We start from the raw sequence: 4,119 nt of genomic DNA on the forward strand, positions 1-4,119 counted from the left end.
CCTGGCCACCCTCGGCGACTCCCCCACCGGCAGCCGACGCATGACCGACCTCGCCGACGGCGTCGTCTACAGCCGCAGCGGACTCACCTACCAGGCACAAACCCTGGAAAAACGGCGCCTCGTGACCCGGACACCGTCCTCCGACGACGAACGCGGCATCACCGTCACCCTCACCGACGAAGGACGCGCCCTACTCGCACAGGTCTTCCCCGGCCACATCGCCGTCCTCGACGACCTGCTGTTCGCCGCACTGTCCCGCACCGACATCGAGACACTCGCCGACATCCTCACCCGCACACGAGACCACATGCGCCAGACACCACCACGATCCGCAGAACCACGACGACGCAAGAAAACAACCGAAACCGACCACACCCCCTAGAACACAACCCACCGTTCGTGAACGCCTGTCGACCTGGTTACGTCACGACCGACTTCACCGCACCGCGGACGCCCGAGCGGGGGCGCCGTGACCGTGAACCGGCTCGCCACCTGCCGGATCACGGGCCGCGCCCGGTGAGTGAGGCACGGTCCGGGCCACTAGCGGACCGGACCGGCTCTTGCTGCCGTGGGAAGAACACGTGCGGCCGCCGTTCCCGCCGCGTCTTCGCGGTCGAGACATCGACGGCGAGGACATGGTGGTGCTGGAGAGGTCCTGCCGTTGATCGGCGACGAACGCGCGTTCGAGTACGTCCCGGTCTGGAGGTCCTTCGCCCCGTCGATGCCGCCGAGTCGCTGTTCGATGCCGTCCTCGCCGACGCGGGCATCCGGGGTCGTCCTCAGCGGAGTCCGGATCCCGCGGATGAACGCGATCATGGAACGCTGGATCCGGACCTGCCGTCACGAACTGCTCGACGGCACCCTCGTCTGGAGCCCAGCGACACCTGCCCCACGCCCTGCGCGACTATGACCGGTCCTACAACTCGCATCGGCCACACCAGGGCATCGCCAACGCCCGACCACTGCACGCGCTACCACAACCGATCATCGATCAAGCAGGGCAACCCATTCATCCGGCGAGTGAGCAGTGGGTCAGGGGGTGAGGGCCGGGCTGGCGTGGATGCTCGCCCTGATCTCCCGTCGAGCCGGGCCGTAGAGGCGGACTTCCGCAGCGATCCAGATGACGCAGGTCAGGGTGAGAATGCCCAGCGCGACCCAGGCCGGGACCAGGAGGGCCACCGGGGTGAGGGCCGCCAAGGCGACTGCCAGCACCACGCGGACCTTGTTGACAGAACCCATGTTGCGCAAGCGGAAACCCAGGTGGCCCAGGACGTAGAGGATCACGCCGCCGAAGAGGGCGTACGGGCCCACGCCGTGCAGGTGCTCGTCCGGGGTGTGGCCCTCGGCGCCGCCCAGGTAGTTCATCACCTTCTTCAAACCCAGGGCCAGCAGGACGACACCGGCGATCATCGGCAGGTGGAGGTAGGTGTACGAGTCGCGAGCCAGGGCGGCGCGGCGGGCACCCGAGGCGTTGTGCAGGATCTTCTCCGCCGTGGGGGCGACCACGTCGAAGTACGCCCACCAGAGGGCTCCGGCTATGACCAGGCCGCAGACGATGCCGTAGATGATCGGCCACGACACCGGCAGGTCGGCCACACCGACGCCGACGGCCACGATCGACTCGCCCAGCGCGATGATAAGGATCAGACCGTAGCGCTCGGCGAAGTGGACGGCCGAGTGCACGCGCCAACCCGAGACCCCGGTCAGCAGGACGCCGACGTAGTCGACGGTCAGCGCGAGGCCCCACAGCAAGGTCTGGGTCAGCCCCGATGTGAAGGACGCGCCCGCCAGGACGACCGTGCCGGTGAGCATTGGCGCCATGGTGATGGCGAGCTGGTGTCGCAGGCTTGCGTCACCGGCGGCGAAGCGCCAGTACGACACCAGGTGCAGCACTCGAACCACCAGGTAGCAGGCGGCGAACACGAGCGGACCCGGCAGGCCGCCCGGCAGGTCGACGAACGCCTCGGGGATGGTCACCGACGCCACCAACATGACCGCCATCGCGGCGAACAGGACGATCCGGGCGCCGTCGTCGTCGGCGTGCACGCGGTTGCCGAGCCACGAGTAGCAGCACCAGCACCACCACAGGATGCCGAGCACCAGCATCCCGCGGACCACGCCGCGGACCGTGGGGTCGGCGGCCATGAGTTGCGTGACCTGGGTGATCGCGTAGACGAAGACCAGGTCGAAGAACAGTTCGAGTGGCGTCACCCGGGCACCCTCGTGGACCACTCTGGCCCTGCGTGTGGACATGCCGGGAAGTGTGCCACCCACCTGCGCGGATGCGTGACCCCTTCGCTCGCGGTGAACCGTCGACGACGGCGGCGGTCTCCGGACCGCAGGAACCCGTCCCGGATCGGGTGGCGTGCGTGATCATCCGGCGAGGTAGGCGACGGTGGCCGTGCCACGTTGAGGCGTTAGGCGACAACCCGACCCGCGGTCTGTCAACCGTCACGGCACGCCCAGTCATGGTCGGCGATTGGACAACTGACCGCAGCACCGTCAACAACGCCGGAAATGCGGGTCGTCCACCGACACGAGACCACTCGTCTCAGGCATTCACACCAGATGGTGGAGGACGCGGTTGGCTCGTTCGAGCGGCATGTCGTTGAGCAGCGGAGACATGGAAGTGTGGCGCATGCCGGTGCGAGCCAGGCAGACGTCGACGGCGCCGCGAGTTGGCTAGCGTGCGGCTGTGAAGCGCACGTACTCGGAGAAGACGATCAAGGTCTTGTTCGGACGCGCGAGCCGATGCGCATACCCCCGACTGCCGAGAGGCACTGATCTTCAAGGACCGCGGTGACCTCACCGTCGTCGCCAGGTCGCGCACATCAGGTCAGGATCTCACCGCCACGATCGGTCAGTGGTGTGGTTGTGGTGGGCGGCGTGCGTCCGCTTCCGCTGTCCGACGCCATGGCTGCGACAGCCTGGTTGGAGGCTGAGCACGCCATCCTGCTGACCAGCCAGCGCGCCGCCACCTCCCTGTGAGGTTGTCCCCTTGAACCGGACACCCTGATCCCAGACAGCGGTCTGGGGAAGGATGTTCCCCGTGTCGGGCAAGTCGAAGTACCCCGAGCAGTTCCGCAAAGACGCCGTCGAGTTGGCCCGTTCGTCGGACCGGCCGTTGCGGCAGGTCGCCCGCGAGCTGGGCGTCAACCACGAGACCCTGCGCAACTGGGTTCGCACCACCGAACAGGCCCAGGCCGTTCCACCGGCGGGCGGCGTGTCGGACGAGGAGCGCCAGGAGCTGCGGGAACTGCGCAAGCGCGTGGCCGAACTGGAGCTGGAGAAGGACATCCTCCGCAACGCCGCCGCGTATTTTGCCAAGGAGATGGGTCGTTGACCCGCAGCTACCGGTTCATCTCCGAGCACCGCGCCGTCTTCGGCGTCACCCGGCTGTGCAGGGTCCTGGGCGTGCGGCGTCCGGGGTTCTACGAATGGCTCGCCGCCGTCCCGACCAGGACGGAACGGGCCGAAGCGGACGAGCGCCTGGCCGCCGAGATCACCGAGGTCCACGCCGGTCACCGGGGCGCCTACGGGCGTCCGCGGATCGTCGTCGCGCTGCGTCGTCGCGGCCGGCGGGTGAACCACAAACGGGTCGGGCGGGTCATGCGCGAGCGTGGGGTCGTCGGTCTCACCCGCAGAAGACGACGGTCACTGACCACACCCGATGTGGTCGCGGCTCCGGTGCCGGACCTGATCGGCCGCGATTTCACCGCCCCGGCGCCTGGGCAGCGGCTGGTCGGCGACATCACGTACCTGCCCACGCGGGAGGGCTGGCTCTACCTGGCCACGGTGATCGACCTGCACAACCGCGAGGTCATCGGGCACGCGATGGCCGACCACATGCGCGCCGAACTGGTCCGCGACGCCCTCGACCTCACCGTCCAATGCGGCCTGACCAGCGACGATGCGATTTTTCACGCCGATCGCGGAACTCAATACACCTCTGCGCTGTTCCGCTCCGCGCTCGCCGGTCACGGCATCCGGCTGTCGGTGGGACGGACCGGGTCGTGCTTCGACTGTGAGACTGGTGGTTGCCACCAGGCGGCCTGACTCCTGTTTACGACTGACCCCGCGGTTCGGGTGTCCTTGCTGTTGATCTGTCGTCCGCCTGGT

At 68.0% G+C, this 4,119-nt stretch carries 4 protein-coding genes; 3 read left to right on the forward strand and 1 reads right to left on the reverse strand.

The features are described from left to right. A partial coding sequence (locus tag ADK67_RS07165) for a MarR family winged helix-turn-helix transcriptional regulator (RefSeq protein WP_053715599.1) occupies nucleotides 1-382 on the forward strand: 382 nt, incomplete at its 5' end. Between the two features lie 650 nt (nucleotides 383-1,032). On the opposite strand, the gene ADK67_RS07170 is transcribed toward ADK67_RS07165, so the two are convergent. Beyond that, a complete protein-coding gene (locus ADK67_RS07170; protein WP_231648062.1) occupies nucleotides 1,033-2,211 on the reverse strand; it encodes a low temperature requirement protein A in 1,179 nt (392 codons plus the stop codon). A gap of 838 nt (nucleotides 2,212-3,049) precedes the next feature. Here ADK67_RS07170 and ADK67_RS07175 point away from each other — a divergent pair. Continuing rightward, nucleotides 3,050-3,343: a transposase gene (locus ADK67_RS07175; protein WP_053715601.1), complete on the forward strand. Its 294-nt coding sequence runs from the start codon at nucleotides 3,050-3,052 to the stop codon at nucleotides 3,341-3,343. After that, the gene (locus ADK67_RS07180; protein ID WP_053715602.1) at nucleotides 3,340-4,056 is read left to right on the forward strand and encodes an IS3 family transposase; all 717 of its coding nucleotides are present in this window, start codon (nucleotides 3,340-3,342) and stop codon (nucleotides 4,054-4,056) included. The genes ADK67_RS07175 and ADK67_RS07180 overlap by 4 nt, the downstream gene beginning before the upstream one ends. Nucleotides 4,057-4,119 lie beyond the last annotated feature (63 nt).

The organism is Saccharothrix sp. NRRL B-16348 (genome assembly GCF_001280085.1).
GTDB lineage: Bacteria > Actinomycetota > Actinomycetes > Mycobacteriales > Pseudonocardiaceae > Actinosynnema.